The 17884-nt window shown below is 72.6% G+C and carries 11 protein-coding genes; 7 read left to right on the plus strand and 4 right to left on the minus strand.

All coding sequences use genetic code 11. The features are described from left to right. Positions 1–70 precede the first annotated feature (70 nt). Entirely contained in the window at positions 71–2545 is a 2475-nt protein-coding gene (locus ACFQO7_RS12400) for a CBM96 family carbohydrate-binding protein (RefSeq protein ID WP_376806502.1), read from the plus strand. Between the two features lie 43 nt (positions 2546–2588). Here the strand turns inward: ACFQO7_RS12400 and cysC are convergent, their stop codons facing one another. The 3 genes from cysC to ACFQO7_RS12415 form a co-directional block, all read right to left on the minus strand. Continuing rightward, positions 2589–4109 carry an adenylyl-sulfate kinase gene (cysC, locus tag ACFQO7_RS12405; protein WP_376806503.1) on the minus strand — a complete coding sequence of 507 codons (1521 nt, stop codon included), beginning with the start codon at positions 4107–4109 and terminating at the stop codon, positions 2589–2591. Positions 4110–4360: 251 nt separating this feature from the next. Next, on the minus strand, positions 4361–7162 hold the full coding sequence (gene ppc / locus ACFQO7_RS12410) for a phosphoenolpyruvate carboxylase (protein ID WP_376806504.1): 2802 nt from the start codon (positions 7160–7162) through the stop codon (positions 4361–4363). A 248-nt stretch (positions 7163–7410) separates the two neighbouring features. Beyond that, a complete protein-coding gene (locus tag ACFQO7_RS12415; protein ID WP_376806505.1) occupies positions 7411–8184 on the minus strand; it encodes an SDR family oxidoreductase in 774 nt (257 codons plus the stop codon). A 285-nt stretch (positions 8185–8469) separates the two neighbouring features. Between ACFQO7_RS12415 and ACFQO7_RS12420 the strand changes: the two genes are divergently transcribed. The 3 genes from ACFQO7_RS12420 to ACFQO7_RS12430 all read left to right on the plus strand — a co-directional run bounded on the left by ACFQO7_RS12420 (position 8470) and on the right by ACFQO7_RS12430 (position 13173). Then, entirely contained in the window at positions 8470–8922 is a 453-nt protein-coding gene (locus tag ACFQO7_RS12420) for a hypothetical protein (protein ID WP_376806506.1), read from the plus strand. Between the two features lie 175 nt (positions 8923–9097). Continuing rightward, the gene (gene mfd / locus ACFQO7_RS12425) at positions 9098–12694 is read left to right on the plus strand and encodes a transcription-repair coupling factor (protein ID WP_376806507.1); all 3597 of its coding nucleotides are present in this window, start codon (positions 9098–9100) and stop codon (positions 12692–12694) included. Continuing rightward, positions 12691–13173: a methylated-DNA--[protein]-cysteine S-methyltransferase gene (locus ACFQO7_RS12430; RefSeq protein ID WP_376806508.1), complete on the plus strand. Its 483-nt coding sequence runs from the start codon at positions 12691–12693 to the stop codon at positions 13171–13173. Before mfd ends, ACFQO7_RS12430 begins: the two co-directional genes overlap by 4 nt. Positions 13174–13202: 29 nt before the next feature. On the opposite strand, the gene ACFQO7_RS12435 is transcribed toward ACFQO7_RS12430, so the two are convergent. Beyond that, the gene (locus ACFQO7_RS12435) at positions 13203–14381 is read right to left on the minus strand and encodes a hypothetical protein (protein ID WP_376806509.1); all 1179 of its coding nucleotides are present in this window, start codon (positions 14379–14381) and stop codon (positions 13203–13205) included. A 126-nt stretch (positions 14382–14507) separates the two neighbouring features. On the opposite strand from ACFQO7_RS12435, the gene ACFQO7_RS12440 reads away from it, so the two are divergent. The 3 genes from ACFQO7_RS12440 to ACFQO7_RS12450 all read left to right on the plus strand — a co-directional run bounded on the left by ACFQO7_RS12440 (position 14508) and on the right by ACFQO7_RS12450 (position 17865). Next, positions 14508–15191: a hypothetical protein gene (locus tag ACFQO7_RS12440; protein ID WP_376806510.1), complete on the plus strand. Its 684-nt coding sequence runs from the start codon at positions 14508–14510 to the stop codon at positions 15189–15191. 41 nt (positions 15192–15232) lie between these two features. Next, positions 15233–16120: a nucleoside triphosphate pyrophosphohydrolase gene (locus tag ACFQO7_RS12445; protein ID WP_376806591.1), complete on the plus strand. Its 888-nt coding sequence runs from the start codon at positions 15233–15235 to the stop codon at positions 16118–16120. Positions 16121–16254: 134 nt separating this feature from the next. After that, positions 16255–17865, plus strand: a complete 1611-nt coding sequence (locus ACFQO7_RS12450) for a DUF885 domain-containing protein (RefSeq protein ID WP_376806511.1) — start codon at positions 16255–16257, stop codon at positions 17863–17865. Positions 17866–17884 lie beyond the last annotated feature (19 nt).

Below are 17884 nucleotides of genomic sequence, written 5' to 3' on the forward strand. Positions count from 1 at the left end.
TGATGCCCCAGAGGGTACGCGGATTCGGACAGAAATCTGAGTGCCCGCTTTCGGGGGAAGGGGCGACCTGATGAGCAGGACGCGTATCGGCATCGCGGTCACCGTCACCATGTCCACGCTGGCCTCGGCGGTGCTGCTCGGCCTGGTGGCGGGGCGGCTGTCCGCGCCGCCGACACGGGTCACCGTGTCCGAGGACTCGTACACGATGAGCACCGAGCCCGGCGTCACCGCCGGCAGCCGGCTCTACCTCACCGCAGGTGGGGTGGGCGGTGGCGCGGCGGTCAGCTACCTCAAGTTCGACGTCGAGCTGCCGGCCGGCCGCCAGCCGAAGAAGGTCTGGCTGTGGCTCGGCCGGCACAGCGGTCCGCTGCCCAAGCTGGTGGAGCTGACCACCGTCCCCGACACCCGCTGGCGGGAGGGCACCCTCACCGCCGAGACCGCGCCCCGGCTAGGCAGTGTGGTGGGCAGCGTCGCACCGGGCCGCTTCGACCGGGCGGTCGCCTTCGACGTGACCCGCGTCGTCCGCCGCTCCGGCCGGTACGCCTTCGCGATCACCGCTCCCAGCAGCACCGAGGTCGCCCAGTTCGTGGCGGGCGAAGCGCGGGCCGACAGCACCACGACCGGCCCGCCGACCATCACCTTCGAGTGGAACGAGCCCGCCGCGCCGACCCTGCCGCCGCCGGCCGACCAGCCCACGACCGCGCCGAGCCCGTCCGGGACGGGTGCGCCCGAGCCGACCGTGACGCCGTGGCCGGGCACGACGTTCGACCCGAGCGCGACGCCCCTGCCGTCCGCCGCCCCGGACCCGTCGACTTCGGCCGACCCGGCCACCGACCCCAGCCCGGTCCCGAGCGGCACCTTCGCGACCGACCCGGTCTACGAGCCCGAGCCGAGCCCGGCCGCCCCGAGCGACGAGCCGACCACGCCGGGCGGGCCCGGCGACCCCGACCCGTCGACCGCTCCCGACCCCGGCACGGAGCCCGGCCCCGGCCCCGGCACCGAGCCGAGCGCCGGCCCGGAGCCGAGCGCCGAACCCGGCCAGCAGCCCAGCCCCGACCCGGGCACCCAGCCCGGCGACCCGGGTACCGAACCGGTTCCCGGCACGGAGCCCGGACCTGGCACGGAACCCGACCCCGGCACGGAGCCCGGCCCCGGCACCGAGCCGAGCGCAGGGCCGGATCCCGGCACCGAGCCGAGTGCGGGCCCGCAGCCTGGCACCGAGCCCACCGCGGGCCCGGACCCCGGCACGCAGCCGAGCCCCGATCCCGGCACGGAACCCGGTCCCGCGCCAGGTCCTGACCCGGGACCCGGGCAGCCCGATCCGGGCACCGAACCCGGCCCCGAGCCCAGCCCCGGCGTCCCGCCGGTCGAGCCGAGCGATCCGCCGGTCACCGAACCGAGCCTGCCGCCGGTCGTCGACCCGAGCACGCCACCGGCCACGGACCCGAGCGTCCCGCCGGTCGTCGACCCGAGCACCCCGCCCGGGACCGATCCCAGCACGTCACCGGGCACGGACCCGAGCGCACCGGTGTCACCCGGCCCGAGCGTGCCGCCCACGTCGCCGTCGCCGTCGACCGACCCGAACCTGCCGGTCGAGTGCGTGATCGGGCAGGCGCTGGTGCCGACCTGCGGAGCCCTCTGGGGCGTCGCGCCGGGCGCGCACACCTCGCAGAACCGCATCCAGGCGCTGTACGAGTTCGAGCGGCGCACCAACCGCCAGCAGGTCGTCTACCACGCGTACCACCGCGGCACCTCGCTGTTCCCGACCGCGGAGGAACTGTCCATCACCAAGGATCCGCTGCACAAGCGGGTGCTGTTCCTCAACTGGAAGCCGCAGGGCGTCAGCTGGGCCGGCATCGCCCGCGGTGACGCGCGCACCGAGGCCTACCTGGACCGGCTGGCCGTGCACATCCGCGGCTCATTGCGCGACCAGTTCTTCTTCACGATGAACCACGAGCCCGAGAACGACGTCATCGCGCGGCCCGGCAGCGGCATGACCGCGAAGGACTACGCCGCGGCGTACCGGCACGTGGTCACCGGGCTGCGCACCCGCGGCGTGACCAACCTGGTCTCGGTGATGTGCTACATGGCGTTCGTGCCGTGGAACGTCAAGGACTGGTTCGAGGACCTGTACCCCGGCGACGACGTGGTGGACTGGGTCGCCTGGGACACCTACGCCTACAGCGACCCGGGCTACGGCTACGGCGACTTCGCGGAGATGATGAACCGCAAGTCGGGCAGCCGCAAGGACTGGCCGGGCTTCTACAACTGGGCCGCGACGTCCTTCCCGGACAAGCCGCTGATGCTCGGTGAATGGGGCGTGTGGCACTCCCGCAACAACCCGCAGCACCAGGCCAGGTTCTTCGACTCGGCCCGGCTGCAGCTGGAGCTGTTCCCGCGGCTCAAGGCGCTGGTCTACTTCGAGTCGCCGAACGCCGAGGAGGGCCGCAGCTCGATGATCGACATGACCTCGTCGGGGCTGTCCTCGTTCCAGCAGTTCAGCAAGCATCCGGCCTTCGACATCGTGACCGGCCCGGCCTACTGAGCCCGACCGCGACGGCCCGCCTGGTGGCGGGCCGTCGCGCTGCTCAGCTGCGGGGGTTGATCCAGCCCTCTTCGCCCAGGAACACCAGCACGGTGTCCACGGCGTCGTCGATGGTGCCCTCCGAGGTGTCCAGCACCAGCTCGGCGTCGGTCGGCACCTCGTACGGGTCGTCGATGCCGGTCATCCCGGTGATCTGCCCGGCGCGGGCGCGGGCGTAGAGGCCCTTGCGGTCGCGCTGCTCGCACACCTCGATCGGGGTCGCCACGTGCACCAGCACGAAGTCGGCCCCGGCGGCGGTGGCCATGGCGCGGGCGTTGGCGCGGGCGCTGGCGTACGGCGCGATCGGGCAGCAGATGGCCATGCCGCCGTGCCGGGCCGTCTCCGCGGCGACCCACCCGATGCGGCGGATGTTGAGGTCGCGGTCGGCCTTGCTGAAACCGAGCCCGGCGCTCAGCTCGCGGCGCACCACGTCGCCGTCGAGCACGGTCAGGCTGCGCTCACCGGTCTCCAGCAGCGCGTCGGCGACGCCGCGGGCCACCGTGGACTTGCCGGAGCCGCTGAAGCCGGTGAAGAACAGGACCACGCCGCGCTGGCGGCGAGGCGGGCGGGCCTTGGACAGCTCCCGGGCGACCGCCGGGGGCGTGTGCCACTCCGGCAGCGGCAGGCCGTCGTCGAGCAGCCCGGCGATCTCCTCGTCGGTGAGCGCGATGCGCTCGAAGCGCTCGGGCACCTCGTCGCGGTCACGCCACTGGCCGTCCCGGCTGTCGTAGACCAGCTCGCGCGGGATCAGCACGCGCGGGCCGCCGCCGGACATGGTGGTGGCCGTGCCGAGCAGGTGCGTGGCGCCGTACGCGGCGGCGACCCGGGCCCGGATCAGGGCGTCGGTGATCTCGTTGCCGCGGCTCGCCAGCGGGATGGCGACGATCACGGGCTCGTTCATCCGGTCCCGCGCGGCCAGCACACAGCGCACCAGCGACTCGGAGGTGAGTCCGTCGGGGCCGGGCGCGCCGACCGGCACCAGCACGACGAGCTGCGCGTTGAGCTGGCGGGCGGCGTGGTTGAGCTGGGCGAGCTGCGGGCGGTGCAGCGGCCGGTCGGCGAAGTAGCCGAGCACCCGCTGCGCGGTCAGCTGCGCGCGGACGTGGTCGGTGGGCATCCGCAGCCGGTCGAACGGGGCCCGCCCGCCGTCGCCGTACCGGGTGACCGGCCCGGCGACGCCGCACCAGCCCTCGCGGGTCGGCCACACCTCGGCGACGTCGAGCCGGGCGACGGGCGCGCCCTCGGCGTCGGTCAGCACCAGCGGCGGGGCGTCGGCGACCTCGATGCCGTCCAGCATCCCGGCCGGCACCTCCAGCTTCACCTGCAAAGGCCAGGGGCGTCCGTCGACGAGCCGGGAGGTGGCGGCGACCGAGCGCAGGTCGTCGCGGCCGAGGAAACCGCCGAGCGGCGCGTACGCCCCGGCCAGCAGCAGTTCGAGGTCGGACAGCTCGGTCGGGTTGGGGGTCCACGTGGGGGCGCCGCGCAGCGCCTCATCGCCGATCACCCGTTCGCTCCGCTCGCTCACGTCTGCTCCTGCCTCCCCAGCGTCGGCATCGCACCGCGACGCTCCACTGTTGCCCATGACCTCTGCCCGGCTGACCGCCGCTGTCGCGGCGCGTCAAGCGACTCACCGTGTTCCGCAGGTGACAAGTGTGGCAGCAGTGCGCACCACGGTCGAGTGCATCACGCCCATGATGAGATCGTGCCGCGGTTTCGGCGAAGTAACACCCACCGATATGTCCGGTAGGCGTGACTTAGCCGAAACATTCGGTCCGTTCAGCCTGTGTTGCGCATCCCGGCGGCGATGCCGTTCACGGTCGTGAGCAGTGCCCGCTCCAGGGTCGGGTCGGTGGTCGGTGCGCGGCGGCTCCCCGGTGCGGTGGCCACCGCCCGGCCGGCCAGCCCGGCGTCCCGGTACTGGCGCAGCAGCGCCACCTGCAGGTGGTGCAGCGGCTCCAGGTAGGTGTCGCGCACCCCGAGCGTACGCCGCAGCACCGGCTGCGACTCCAGCAGCGCCGACTCGCCGGTGATCGCGAGCACCTCGGCGACGCTGCGCTCGTACTCCTCCTCGATGCTGTCGAAGATGGGCAGCAGCGGTCCCGGCACCAGCGTCTGCACGTAACCGCGGGCGATGGTGAGGTCGGTCTTGGCCAGCATCATCTCCACGTTGGACAGGAACGTGCCGAAGAAGTGCCAGCGCTCGAACATCTCCCGCAGGTCGTCGGACAGGCCCGCCTCGCGGGCGGCGCGCAGGCCGGTGCCGACGCCGAACCAGCCCGGCACGATCTGGCGGGACTGGGTCCAGCCGAACACCCACGGGATGGCGCGCAGGCCGCCCAGGCCCGCGCCGGAGTCGGGCCGCTTGGCCGGGCGGGAGCCGATGTTCAGCGCGCCCAGCAGCTCGGTCGGCGTCGCCGCCCAGAAGTACTCGGGCAGCTGCGGGTTCTCCACCAGCTCGCGATACTTCACGAAGGCCGCGTCGGAGACCACCGTCATCGAGCTGTCCCACTTGGCCAGCGCCTCGTCGGGCTGGCGCGGGGTGGTGTGCAGCAGCGTCGCCTGCAGCACCGCGGCCACGGTCAGCTCCAGGTTCTCCCGGGCCAGCGCGGGCAGCGTGTACTTGTCGGAGATGACCTCGCCCTGCTCAGTGACCTTGATCGCGCCGTCGAGCGTGCCGTACGGCTGGGCCAGGATCGCCTCGTGGGTGGGGCCGCCACCGCGGCCGACCGTGCCACCCCGGCCGTGGAACAGCCGCAGCCGCACGCCGTGCTTGGCGGCGATGTCGCGCAGCGAGCGCTGCGCCTTGTGGATCGCCCACTGGCTGGTGGTGATGCCGGCCTCCTTGTTGGAGTCGGAGTAGCCCAGCATCACCTCCTGCACGTCCCCGCGCGCCCGCACCAGCGCCCGGTACGGGGCCAGGCTGAGCAGCTGGTCGAGGATCTCGCCGCCGGCCCGCAGCTCGGCGACCGTCTCCAGCAGCGGCACGAACCCGATCGAGGCCCGCGGCGCGTGCGGGTCGACCAGCCCGGCCTCCCGGGCCAGCACGGCCGCCGCCAGCACGTCGTCCACCCCCCGAGTCATCGAGATGATGTACGACTCGACCACGTCCTCGCCGAAGCGCTCCTGCGCGACGCGGATGGTGCCGAACACGTCGTAGGTCTTGCGGGCCGAGTCGGTCAGCGGGCTGTCCACGCTCGACAGCGGCCGCCGCCCGGTCAGCTCCTTGGCCAGCAGCGCGATGCGCTCCGTGCGGCTCAGCGAGGCGTAGTTGGTGACCTCGCCGACCTGCGTGTAGAGCTGTGCCAGCACCGCGTGGTGCGCGTCGGCGTGCTCGCGCACGTCCATCGTCGCCAGGTGCAGGCCGAACGCGCTGACCGTGCGGATCACCGAGGCGAGCCGGCCGACCGCGGTGAGCTGTCCGGCGTTGCGGGCCAGCGAGGCGCGCATCAGCTCCAGGTCGGCGACCAGGTCGCGGGTGCCCCGGTAGTCGCGGCCGGGCACGTGCTCGGTGCCGCGGGCCAGCCGGGTCCGGGTGTTGGCCAGCTTCGCCCGGATGCAGCGGGCCTTGAGCCGGTACGGCTCCTCGGCGTTGACGCGGCGGAAGCGCTCGTCGACCTCGCTCAGCGCGTCCAGGTCCTTGGCCAGGCTGGCGGAGAGGTCCAGGGACACCCCGCGCAGCCGGCGTGACACCGACACCTCGTTGATCAGCTCTTCGAGGGCGTGCTCGACCGCGCGGATGCCGTGCTCGTGCTGCAGCAGCAGGACGTCGCGGGTGACGGCCGGGGTGACGTACGGGTTGCCGTCGCGGTCGCCGCCGATCCAGGTGCCGAACGTCAGCGGGCGGGTGGTCGGCGCGGTGTCCACCCCGAGGCGCTTGAGGGTCTCGGCGAGGTCGTCGAGCACCTGCGGGGCGGCGTCGTCGTAGAGGTCGCGCAGGTAGTAGACGGCGTTGCGGGCCTCGTCGGTCGGGTCCGGCCGGTCCAGGCGCAGCTCGTCGGTCTGCCACAGCAGGTCCAGCAGCTCCGACAGGCGGCGGTCGTTGAGCGCGGTCTCGCCGTACAGCGCCGCCGCGGCGAACTCGCCGTCGAGCTGGTCGGCGACGCCGCGCAGCTTGGTCAGGATCGAGCGGCGGGCCGCCTCGGTCGGGTGCGCGGTGAACACCGGCCGGATCGCCAGCCGCCGCGCGGCCGCCGCGATCTCGCTGGCGGGCACGTTGCGCTCGGCGATCAGCTTGGCGGTGGAGTCCAGCCAGCCGCCGTGCACGGCGCGGCGGCGGCGCAGCTCGCGGGCCCGGTGCACCTGCTCGGTGATGTTCGCCAGGTGGAAGTACGTGGAGAAGGCTCGGGCCAGCAGGGTCGCCGTGGAGACGTCGAGGCCGCCGAGCTTCACGGCGGCGGTGTCGGCGTCGCTGCGTACCAGCGCGCGTACCTCTTCGACCAGGTCGAGCAGGCCGCGGCCCTCCTGGCGGGCCAGGGTCTGGCCGAGCAGGCCGCCGAGGCGGCGGATGTCGGCCCGCAGCGCCGCGTCCGCGCCGTCCGGATCGCCGTCGACGTCCGGGTGATGGGTCAGCTCGCTCACCGCGCTGTTCCTTCCGTGGGTACGAAGGACGGCGCTGTCCTGCGGTGGATGCTACTGCCCGAGTGCCGGAAGCGGCGCTGTGACGCGGGCCATCCCACCATTCGCGATCATCTCCGCCCCGCCCACAAGATCGCCCGACTTGCCCGGCACCTGTGCGTATCTTGACGGCTCATCCGCCCAGGTGCCTGGCAAGTCGGGCGATCAAGGGCACCCGGCGTGTCCCGGTGGCCGGGACGGGCGGCCGTCGATCAGGCGACGTGCGTGCCCCAGCCGCCGGCGGAGTCGACGATCTGGCCGGTGATCCACTCGGCGTCGGGGGAGCAGAGCCAGCCGACCAGTTTGGCGGTGTCGGCAGGGGTGCCCCAGCGCTTGGCCGGGAAGCGGTCGCGGACCCAGGCATGGGTCTCCGGATCGGCCCAGCCGGTGTCGTTCGGGCCCGGGTTGACCGCGTTCACGGTGATGCCCCGCCCGGCCAGCAGCACGGAGAAGTCCCGGGTCAGATACTCGATCGCGGCCTTGCTCGCGGCGTACGCCAGCTCGCCGGTCATCGGCCCGAGCCGCTGTCCCGAGGTGAACAGCACGATCCGGCCCGGCCGGGCGTCGTCGTGCGCGGCGGCGTACGCCTGGACCAGCAGCATGTTGGCCCGCACGTTGACGGTCAGGTGCCGGTCGATCTCGGCGGCCGCCAGCTCGCCCAGCGGCGTGGACGTCGAGTACGTGTGGCAGGACACCAGGGTGTCGAGCCCGCCGAACCGCTCGACGGCCGCCGCGACCAGCGCCTCCGGCCCGCCGGGGGCGGTCAGGTCGAACGGCTGCCAGTGCGCGCCGTCGCCGAGTTCGGCGGCGAGCGATGCCGGGTCGCCGCCCAGGAGCCCTTGCTCGGCGTCGTATGCCGGGTGCCCGGTGATCATGACGCGGTACCCGTCGGCGACCAGCCGCCGGGCCACCGCCGCACCGATGTTGACGCTCCGCCCCACGCCGGTGACCAGCGCGACGGGTCGATAAGCAAGATCGTGAGTCATCGGCTCAGACGATAGGGGGCGTGCCGAAACCGGTGCAAGCCGGAAACATCCATAAGCAGGTTATGTAGATGCGATCTACGTAGACGCCATCTACATAACCGTTCTGGGTGGAGCGTTTCCGCAGGTCGGCGAGTGTACGGCAGCGTTTCCGCAGCGTACGGCAGCGGGTGCGCGGCGGTCCGGCAGTGCGATGCCGCACGATCGTCGTCGTCAACCGCCCCGACCGGTCGCCACCTGCGCAGACGGTTCGTGGGGCGAATCCCCGTGCAAGAAAGAGGAACCCTCATGCGTCGTGCGCTCGCGGCCGTCTTCCTGGGCGGCGTGCTGCTCGCCACCGCAGCCTGCGGCACCGAGGCGGAGCCGGAGGCCGCGGCCCCCGACTACTCGGCCAACACCAAGACCGTCTGCACCTCGCTGGAGGAGGTGCTCTCCGGCAAGACGCTGGAGAAGGAGACCACCGACGCGCTGGCCGTGGCGCTCAAGGACAAGAAGACCCAGGCCGCGATCGAGAAGGCCTCGATCGCGGTGATGAAGGACGTCTTCACCAACTGGGCGGCCGGCATCGAGGCCGAGGCGGCCAAGGCGGAGGACCCGCAGTTCAAGGCCGACATCAAGGGCTTCGCCGACGCGCTCAAGGTCGAGGTCGAGAAGATCAAGAAGCTGGACGACGCCGACAAGATCACCGATGGCGCCACCGTCACCGCGGCGGGCGAGAAGCTCGACAAGTACTGCGGCTGACGCTGCTGACCTGCCAGGCACCCGGGCGGACACGTCCCGTGCCTGGCAGGTCCGGCGATGGAGGCCACCGGGCCGCGCCACGCGTCAGGGGCGTAAACCGGTCGGCGGGCAGGAGTAGGCTCGACGACGAAACCCCGTACCTGCCTGGTTGCGGGGCTTTCGCCGTGGCTTGCCCATGGCCCGTGCGCACCGGGCGGGAAGGCGCTTACCCGTGAACCTCACCGGACTCCTCCAAGCCGCGACAGCCGACCCCGCGCTGGCCCGAGCCACCGATCTGGCCCGCACCGAACCACAGCTCGACCTGACCGCCCCGGCGTCGGCCCGTCCGTTCCTGGTGGCGAGCGCCGCCAGGCAGCGCCCCGTGCTGGTGGTGACCGCGACCAGCCGCGAGGCCGAGGACCTGGCCGAGGCGCTGGGCGAGTTCCTCGACCCGGCCACCGTGGCGGTGTATCCGGCCTGGGAGACGCTGCCGCACGAGCGGCTGTCGCCGCGCTCGGACACCGTCGGGCGGCGGCTGGCCGTGCTGCGCCGGCTCGCCCACCCCGAGGGCCGCCCGCTGCGGGTGCTCGTCGCGCCGGTGCGCAGCATGCTGCAACCCCAGCTCAAGGGGCTCGGCGACCTGGAACCGATCGACCTGGGCCAGGGCACGGTCGCGCCGCTCGACGAGCTCACGCACACGCTGCACGATCTCGCGTACGCCCGGGTGGATCTCGTCACCAAGCGCGGCGAGTTCGCGGTGCGCGGCGGCATCCTCGACATCTTCCCGCCGACCGACGAGCACCCGTCCCGGGTCGAGTTCTGGGGCGACGAGGTGGAGGACATCCGCACCTTCGCCGTCGCCGACCAGCGCACCATCGCCAAGGTCGACCGGCTGTGGGCCCCGCCCTGCCGGGAGCTGCTGCTCACCCCGGACGTGCGGAAGCGGGCCGCACAGCTCGCCGCCGAGCACCCGGCGCTGGAGGAGATGCTGACCAAGCTCGCCGAGGGCATCCCGGTCGAGGGCATGGAGTCGCTGTCCCCGGCGCTGCACCACGGCCGCGACTCGATGCAGCTGCTGCTGGACTGCGTGCCCGGCGACACCCTGGTGCTGCTGGCCGACCCGGAGCGCATCCGCACCAGGGCCCACGACCTGGTCCGCACGTCGGCGGAGTTCCTGGAGGCGAGCTGGGCCGCGGCCGCCGTCGGCGGCAAGGCCCCGATCGACCTGGGCGCCGCCGCCTTCAAGACCCTCGCCGAGGTACGCGGACACGCCGCCACCCTGGACCTGCCCTGGTGGACGACGTCCCCGTTCGGCCTGGTGGCCACTGAGAAGGCGGCCGACGAGCCGTGGCTGGACACCCCCGAGGTCGAGGTCGCGCCGGACACCGGAGCCGTGCTGACCTGGTCGGCGACCCAGCCGACGGTGTACCACGGCGACACCGCGAAGGTGATCGCCGACGTGAAGGGCTGGCTGGCCGACGGCTGGCGGGTGGCGCTGGTCTTCGAGGGCCACGGCCCGGCGCAGCGTTCGGTCGAGGTGCTGCGCGACGCCGGCGTCGGCGCGGTGCTGGTCGAGCAGATCGCCGACCTGCCGGACCCGGGCCAGGTCGTGGTGAGCTGCGGACGGCTGCGGCTGGGCCTGGTCGACGAGGCCGCGAAGCTCGCCGTGCTGACCGGGGCGGAGATCTCCGGCGGGCGCGGCACGGGCACCCGTGAACTGGGGCGCATGCCGTCCCGGCGGCGCAACACCATTGACCCGCTGGAGCTGCGCGCGGGCGACTTCGTGGTGCACGAGCAGCACGGCATCGGCAAGTACGTCGAGCTGGTCCAGCGCAAGGTCAACGGCGCGGACCGGGAGTACCTGGTCATCGAGTACGCCGCCAGCAAGCGCAACCAGCCCGGCGACCGCCTGTTCGTGCCCACCGACGCCCTCGACCAGCTCTCCCGTTACGTCGGCGGGGAGCAGCCGGCGCTGCACAAGATGGGCGGCGCGGACTGGCAGAAGGCCAAGGCGCGCGCCCGCAAGGCGGTCCGCGAGATCGCCGCGCAGCTCATCCAGCTCTACGCCGCCCGGCAGGCCGCGCCCGGCCACGCCTTCGGCCCGGACACCCCCTGGCAGCGGGAGCTGGAGGACGCGTTTCCGTACCAGGAGACGCCTGACCAGCTCTCGGCCATCGAGGAGGTCAAGGCCGACATGGAGAAGTCGGCCCCGATGGACCGGCTGATCTGCGGCGACGTCGGCTACGGCAAGACCGAGATCGCGGTGCGGGCGGCGTTCAAGGCGGTGCAGGACGGCAAGCAGGTCGCCGTGCTGGTGCCGACGACGCTGCTGGCGCAGCAGCACTACAACACGTTCTCCGACCGGATGGCGCAGTTCCCGGTGGTGCTGCGGCAGCTGTCGCGTTTCGCGACCCTGAAGGAGGCCGAGGAGACGCTGAACATGGCCGCCGAGGGCCGCGCCGACATCATCATCGGCACCCACCGGCTGATCCAGAAGAGCACCCGGTTCAACCGGCTCGGCCTGGTCATCGTCGACGAGGAGCAGCGCTTCGGCGTCGAGCACAAGGAGCGCCTCAAGGAGATGCGCACCAACGTGGACATGCTGACGATGTCCGCGACGCCGATCCCGCGCACCCTGGAGATGTCGATCACCGGCATCCGGGAGATGTCCCAGATCACCACGCCGCCGGAGGAGCGCCACCCGGTGCTCACCTACGTCGGGGCGTACGACGACAAGCAGGTCGCCGCCGCGATCCACCGTGAGCTGCTGCGCGACGGCCAGGTGTTCTACCTGCACAACCGGGTCGAGACCATCGACAAGGCGGTGCGGCGCATCCGGGAGCTGGTGCCCGAGGCGCGGGTCGTGGCCGCGCACGGGCAGATGGGCGAGGACGCGCTGGAGAAGGTGATGGTCGGCTTCTGGGAGAAGGAGTACGACGTCCTGGTCGCCACCACGATCATCGAGTCCGGCATCGACATCCCGAACGCGAACACGCTCATCCTGGAGCGGGCCGACCTGCTCGGCCTGGCCCAGCTGCACCAGATCCGGGGCCGGGTCGGCCGGGGCCGCGAGCGCGCGTACGCGTACTTCCTCTACCCGCCGGAGAAGCCGCTCACCGAGCAGGCCCACGAGCGGCTGGCCACCATCGCCCAGCACACCGAGCTGGGCGCGGGCATGTACGTGGCGATGAAGGACCTGGAGATCCGCGGCGCGGGCAACCTGCTCGGCGGCGAGCAGTCCGGGCACATCGAGGGCGTCGGCTTCGACCTGTACGTGCGCATGGTCGGCGAGGCGGTGCAGCAGTTCAAGGGCGGCGGCGCGGCGCAGGAGGAGGCCGCCGAGGTCAAGATCGACCTGCCGATCGACGCGCATCTGCCGCACGACTACATCGACTCCGAGCGGCTGCGCCTGGAGATCTACCGCAAGCTCGCCTCGGCCCGCGACGAGGCGGCGCTGCAGGAGGTCGTCGCCGAGCTGACCGACCGCTACGGCGAGCCGCCCGCCCCGGTCGCCAACCTGGTCGCGGTCGCCAAACTGCGGATGACCGCGCGGGCGTACGGCCTCACGGAGATCTCGCTGCAGGGCAAGCACGTGCGGTTCGGCCCGCTGGAACTGGCCGACTCCAAGCAGCTGCGGCTCAAGCGCTACCACCCCGACTCGGTCTACAAGACGGCGAACTCGCAGGTCAGCGTGCCCACGCCGATGAACCGCCGGGTCGGCGGCGAGCCGCTGCGCGACCAGGCGCTGCTGGACTGGTGCGCCCAGCTCTTGAAGGACGTGCTCGGCTCATGAGCCGACGCTGGACTGTCGTGGACACGCCCATCGGGCCGCTGAGCTGCGCGATTGACGACATCGGGCTGTGCTCGGTGCAGTTCGGCGCGCTGGAGGTCGCGCAGGAGGTGGACCCGCTGCTCGACGACATCGCCGAGCAGGTGCGCGCGTACTTCGCGGGGGAGCTGGTGGAGTTCACCCTGCCCGTGTCGGTGCGCCGGGGCAGTGACTTCGAACGGGCGGTCTGGGCCGAGCTGTCCCGCATCCCGTACGGCGAGACGCACACGTACGGCCAGGTGGCGCGGGCGGTCGGCGAGCCCGACGCCGCCCGCGCGGTCGGCGTGGCCTGCAACCGCAACCCGGTCGCCGTGGTGGTCCCGTGCCACCGGGTGGTCGGCGCGGGCGGCAAGCTCGTCGGCTTCGGCGGCGGCCTGCCCGCCAAACGCCACCTCCTCGAACTCGAAGCCCGCGTCCGCATGGAACACGACTGGCTCGCCTGACCCACCCGCCCCTATGCGCCGAAAGGGGGTCAGGCCTGTCGGCGGTTGGTGACGACCGCGATGGCGGCCCAGCCGAGGGCGAGGACGGCGAAGCCGTAGCCGAAGGCGGGGTAGTCGATCGGCGGGGCGCCGATGAAGAAGTCCTGCAGCCAGGCCGCGCCCGCGGTGGCCGCGGTGGCGACGGCCGCGCCGAAGACCGCGGCGATCAGGGCGAGGCCGAGCCCGGACGAGCCCTTCGCGACGGCGACGCGCTCCGGGCCGGCCTGCTGCGGGATCAGCTGCTTCCTCCCCCGGGAGGCGGAGAAGGCCAGGAAGACGATGTCGATCGCGATCGCGCCGGCGAGCAGCAGCAGCGGCGGGATGGACTTCGGGAAGCCCGTGCCGGCCAGCAGCCCCCAGACGACGAGGCGGTATGCCACGTACGAGCCGGCGATGGCGGTGGCCGTGAAGCGCGCGCCGACGAGCGCACGGGCGGCGACCAGCGTCAGCAGGGCCGCGCCGGTGATCCAGACCGGGTAGACCCAGGAGTCGACCGGGAGCGCGAAGCCGGTGACCGCGATCTCGTCGACCGGGCGGCCGATCTGGTCGGCGGCGAACTGCAGCAGGATCGGCTCGGCGGTGGGCGCGCCCGCCTTCCAGCTCTCCAGGGAGAGCACGCCGTACTCCTGGTGCTGGCTGGGGAACAGGACGTTCTCCAGGAAGAAGCCCCAGATGAAGGCGCTGACCACGGTGCGGGTGCGGCTCGGCGGGGTGGAGATCCAGTAGCCACGGGCGACGCCGAGCAGCATGAACGCGGTGCCGATGTACAGCAGGGCGTGGCTGGGGCTCCAGGCGGTGATGTCCAGGCCGTTGATCCGGTGGTTCAGGATGTCGATCGGGATGGCGATCAGGAACGTCGCCGTGCCGCCGACCATCAGACGCTTCGCGATCTTGTCGACGCCCACGTTGTGGTATGCCTGGAACAGCACCAGGGCCACCACGACGACCGTGCCCGCGGTGTTCAGCAGGTGCGGCGGGGCCGCGTCGTCGCGCAGCCACTTGAAGTGCCACGACATGTCCCAGGTCGAGCCCAGCATCTTCAGCGCGAAGGCGACCAGCCAGAGCCGGTAGACGGCGGCGACCACCGCGGGGCCCTGGCCTGCGTCAGGCCCGCTGCGGGCCAGGCCCACCCAGCCCGAGGTGGTACGAGGAAGCGTCTGCGTCGTCACGGCCGGAATTCTGCCGTGTCGGAGGGGGTCTACGCGCCCTCCGAACACCTGAATCCACCCTGAGATCTCCCGGAGTCGCCGTTCGTGAGAGAGTGGCGGCGTAAGCGCCTGTCACTGGAGGATTCCGTGCGCCGTCTGACCGCCGCGGCCGGCATCGCCGTCGCCCTGCTGGCCCTGACCGCCTGCCGGTCGAATCCGAACGTCGCCGCGTACGTGGGGAACACCACGTTCACCGAGGAGCAGGTGACGCAGCTGATCGACGAGGTCGAGAAGATCCCGAACATCGATCCGCAGGCCGTGCCCGACCGTTACCAGGTCGTCCAGATGCTGGTGCTCGACGAGGTCTGCAAGCGCGCCGCCGCCGATCTGAAGGCGACCCTGCCGCCCGTGCAGACCCAGCCGGGGCAGCCCGCGCTGGCCGGTGTGCAGCAGAGCCTGCAGAACTGCCGCGAGAACCTGCCGGTCAAGGGCGTCCAGCCGACCCCCGCCGAGCTGCGCGAGGTCTACGACAACGGCGTGGCGGTGGGCGCGATCAACGCGACCGACCCGGCGAACAGCTTCGACAAGGTCGCCCCGCAGCTGGCCCAGAGCGGTGAGCTGGGTGACGCGCTGGCCAAGCGCAACGTGCTGAAGGACACCGCGGAGGCCATGAACGTGTCGGTCAACCCGCGCTACCGACCGATGAACTTCGCCGTGCTCAGCTTCAACCAGGGCCCGGCGCTCAGCCTCGGCCTCGGCCAGCCGGCCGACGCGGTCGAGGACGCCGTGGTCCCGGCGGACCCGGCGGCCCAGCCCCAGCCCCAGCAGTGACGGCGGACCGCCGGATCATCCTGCTCGTCACGTCCCCGCGGATGCCCGCGGGGCTGCTCACCGCGGCCGCGTGGGACGTGGTGCGGGCACATCCGGTGCTGACCGGCGCGGAGAACGAGCACACCGCCGCCCTGCGCGCCGCGGGTGCGGCGGTGACCGTGGTGCCGGACGCGACCGCGGCGACGCTGCTCGACGCGGCGCAGCCGGTGGCCGTGTGGCTGGCCGGGCCGGGCGGCGACGAGTCCCTCGCCCGCGAGCTCGGCCTGCGGCTGGCCCGCGAACCCGGCCTCGCCGAACTGGAACTGATGTACGGCTCCTGGGACCCGCCCGGCGCGCGCCTGCTCGACGCGGTGGCGGTCACCGACCGGCTGCAGAGCAGCGACCCGTGGCGGCGCGAGCAGACCCACCGCACCCTGGCGAAATACCTGCTGGAAGAGGCATACGAGGCCTACGACGCGATCGTCGCCGGGGACCACGCGGCCGTGCGCGACGAGATGGGCGACGTGCTGCTGCAGGTGCTGTTCCACGCTCAGCTCGCCCAGGAGCTGCCCGAGGACGAGCGCTGGAACGTCGACGACGTGGCCGGTGACTTCGTGGCCAAGATGATCCGCCGCAACCCGCACGTGTTCGCGGACACCCCGGTCGAGGACATCGAGGAGATCATCGCCACCTGGGAGCGCGTCAAGGCCGAGGAGAAGGGCGGGCGTGCGCCGCTGGACGGCGTGACCTGGTCGCTGCCCTCGCTGACGCTGGCCGCCAAGCTGCTCTCCCGCGCCCGCCGCCACGGCCTGCCCGAACCCGCGCCGTCCGACACCCTCGGCGGCCGCCTGCTGGCCCTGGTCGCCCAAGCCGGCGAGGACGCGGACGCCGAGGCCGCCCTCCGCGAGGAGCTGCACCGCTACGCCGACTCCGTCGCCGCCGCACCCTGACCCCCGCCGGGGGTCGGGCGCGCACCGCACCATGATCGTTCGACTTGCCCGGCAAGTGGGCGAAAGCGCGGGCAAGATACGCACAGGTGCCCGGCAAGTCGAACGATCAACGCGGCGGCGGGTACGTTGAGCCGATGGAGTTCGCACCGCTGGCGGAGCACATCGCCGACGCCCTGCTGGAGTCGTCGCCCGAGCTGGCCGCCTCGGCCGGTGACCACCGCTTCGACGACCGCCTGCCGGACCTGTCGCCCGACGGCACCACCGCCGACATCGGCATGCTGCGTGACGCGGCCGACGCGCTGTCGCAGGTGGACGCGGACTCCCTCGACGACGAGGAACGGGTCGACCACGCCATCCTCAGCTCGCTGGTGGACCGGCAGCTGTTCGAGCTGACCGAGGTGCGCTCGCACCAGTGGAACCCGCTGCGGCACAACCCGGGCGCGCTGCTGCACGCGCTGATGGCGCGCCCGTTCGCGCCGGTGGAGCAGCGCCTGCACGCGCTCGCCGGCCGGCTGCTCCAGGTGCCCGACGCGCTGGCCACGGCGCGTACGGTGCTGCGCGACGCGCCCCGCATCCACCTGGAGACGGCGGCCGGGCAGTTCGCCGGCACCGCCGCGCTGGTGCGCGAGGAGCTGCCGCGGCTGCTGCTGCAGGAGCCGGGACTGGCCGAGCAGATGCAGCTCGTCGCGGCGGAGGCGGTGCTGGCACTGGACGACTTCGCCGCCTGGTGCGCCACGCAGGCCGAGCGCGGAGAGGGACGGGACCCGCGGCTGGGCCGCCGGCTCTGGGAGGCCAAGCTGTGGCACACCCTGGACACCGAGCTGGGCGCCGCGGAGGTGCTCAAGCGGGCCCAGGACAACGTCGAGCGGGTCACCGCCGAGCTGCGTGAGGTCGCCGTCGAACTGGTCGGCGGCAAGGCCGACGACGAGACGGTGCGCCGGGCCCTGGACCTGATCGCCGCCGAGCACCCGGACAACGACTCGATCGTCGGGCTGGCCTACCACGCGGTCGAGGAGACCACCGCGTTCGTACGCGAGCACGACCTCATCAGCCTCATCGACGATCCGCTGGTCATCGAGGAGATGCCCGAGTTCTCCCGCGGCGTGGCGGTGGCCTACTGCGACCCGCCGGGCGCGCTGGAGACGGCGGTGGTGCCCACGTTCTACTGCATCGCGCCGACCCCGGCGGGCTGGCCCGCGCAGCGAGTCGAGTCGTTCTACCGCGAGTACAACGACCACGCCATCCGCAACCTGACCGTGCACGAGGCCATGCCGGGGCACTTTCTGCAGCTGGCGCACGCCCGCCGCTACCGGGGCAGCACCCGGGTGCGGGCGCTGGGCCGCTCCGGCACGTTCATCGAGGGCTGGGCCGTATACGCGGAGCAGGCGATGGTCGAGCGCGGCTTCGGCGGCCTGCCGGTGCGCGCCACCCAGCTGAAGATGCAGCTGCGGTCGAGCATCAACGCGATCCTCGACCAGCTCGTGCACTGCGAGGACCTCAGCGAGGCCGACGGCATGGCGCTCATGCTGGACCGCGGCTTCCAGGAGGAGGGCGAGGCGGCCGGCAAGTGGCGGCGCTCGCTGCTGTCCTCGACGCAGCTGTCGACGTACTTCGTGGGCTGGGCGGAGGTCGCCGAGATCGCGAGGCTCCGGCCGGCCGGTGTCACGGCGCGTGAGTGGCACGACCGCATGCTGTCGTACGGCTCGCCCGCCCCTCGCCACCTGCGCACTCTTCTCGGTCTGTGAGGGTTTGCGCGGCGGCGGG

This window comes from Catellatospora aurea (assembly GCF_042663325.1).
GTDB lineage: Bacteria > Actinomycetota > Actinomycetes > Mycobacteriales > Micromonosporaceae > Catellatospora > Catellatospora aurea.

Bases quoted from the DNA above. Each gene is read 5' to 3' on its own strand.
- ACFQO7_RS12400 (WP_376806502.1), top strand. From the start codon at position 71: ATGAGCAGGACGCGTATCGGCATCGCGGTCACCGTCACCATGTCCACG.
- ACFQO7_RS12415 (WP_376806505.1), bottom strand. From the start codon at position 8,184: ATGACTCACGATCTTGCTTATCGACCCGTCGCGCTGGTCACCGGCGTG.
- ACFQO7_RS12420 (WP_376806506.1), top strand. From the start codon at position 8,470: ATGCGTCGTGCGCTCGCGGCCGTCTTCCTGGGCGGCGTGCTGCTCGCC.
- mfd (WP_376806507.1), top strand. From the start codon at position 9,098: ATGGCCCGTGCGCACCGGGCGGGAAGGCGCTTACCCGTGAACCTCACC.
- ACFQO7_RS12430 (WP_376806508.1), top strand. From the start codon at position 12,691: ATGAGCCGACGCTGGACTGTCGTGGACACGCCCATCGGGCCGCTGAGC.
- ACFQO7_RS12445 (WP_376806591.1), top strand. From the start codon at position 15,233: ATGCCCGCGGGGCTGCTCACCGCGGCCGCGTGGGACGTGGTGCGGGCA.
- ACFQO7_RS12450 (WP_376806511.1), top strand. From the start codon at position 16,255: ATGGAGTTCGCACCGCTGGCGGAGCACATCGCCGACGCCCTGCTGGAG.